Here is a 396-nt window from a genome sequence, read left to right on the forward strand (position 1 = left end):
CTATGCTATTATTTACGAGTATTTTAACGTATGTTACTAAGTAGTACATGCATCGTACTTTAACCACTCTCCTTTATCATGCTATTAAATAGGAAAATCTTTAAAACACTTAATTATCAAAAGTAGCCTAATATTAAGAGAATGCGTTATTAATTTCTCTTTCGAGTTACTCTTTTAATTTTGGATCGATAACTGGCTTTAATTTTTGCCACATTAGTAACTCAACAACCTCGCTGTTATATTTAGAAAAGACGGCTTTTAACTGCTTCCATTCCTCTTCCTCAACACAATCAGTTAGATCATTGACAAGAAAGAAGTCGATGGAGTCAGAATTCCTCTCAATGAAATTCATCATTTCCTTCCCAGCAAATCCGTTTCTAATTGGATTATGAAACT

The 396-nt window shown here is 32.3% G+C and carries 1 protein-coding gene; it reads right to left on the bottom strand.

What is annotated here, in order from left to right; all coding sequences use genetic code 11:
• Positions 1–166: 166 nt before the first annotated feature.
• On the bottom strand, positions 167–396 hold a 230-nt coding region (locus R2R70_RS19105), incomplete at its 5' end, for a hypothetical protein (protein ID WP_410978765.1).

This window comes from Cobetia sp. SIMBA_158 (assembly GCF_046566945.1).
GTDB classification, from domain to species: domain Bacteria; phylum Pseudomonadota; class Gammaproteobacteria; order Pseudomonadales; family Halomonadaceae; genus Cobetia; species Cobetia amphilecti.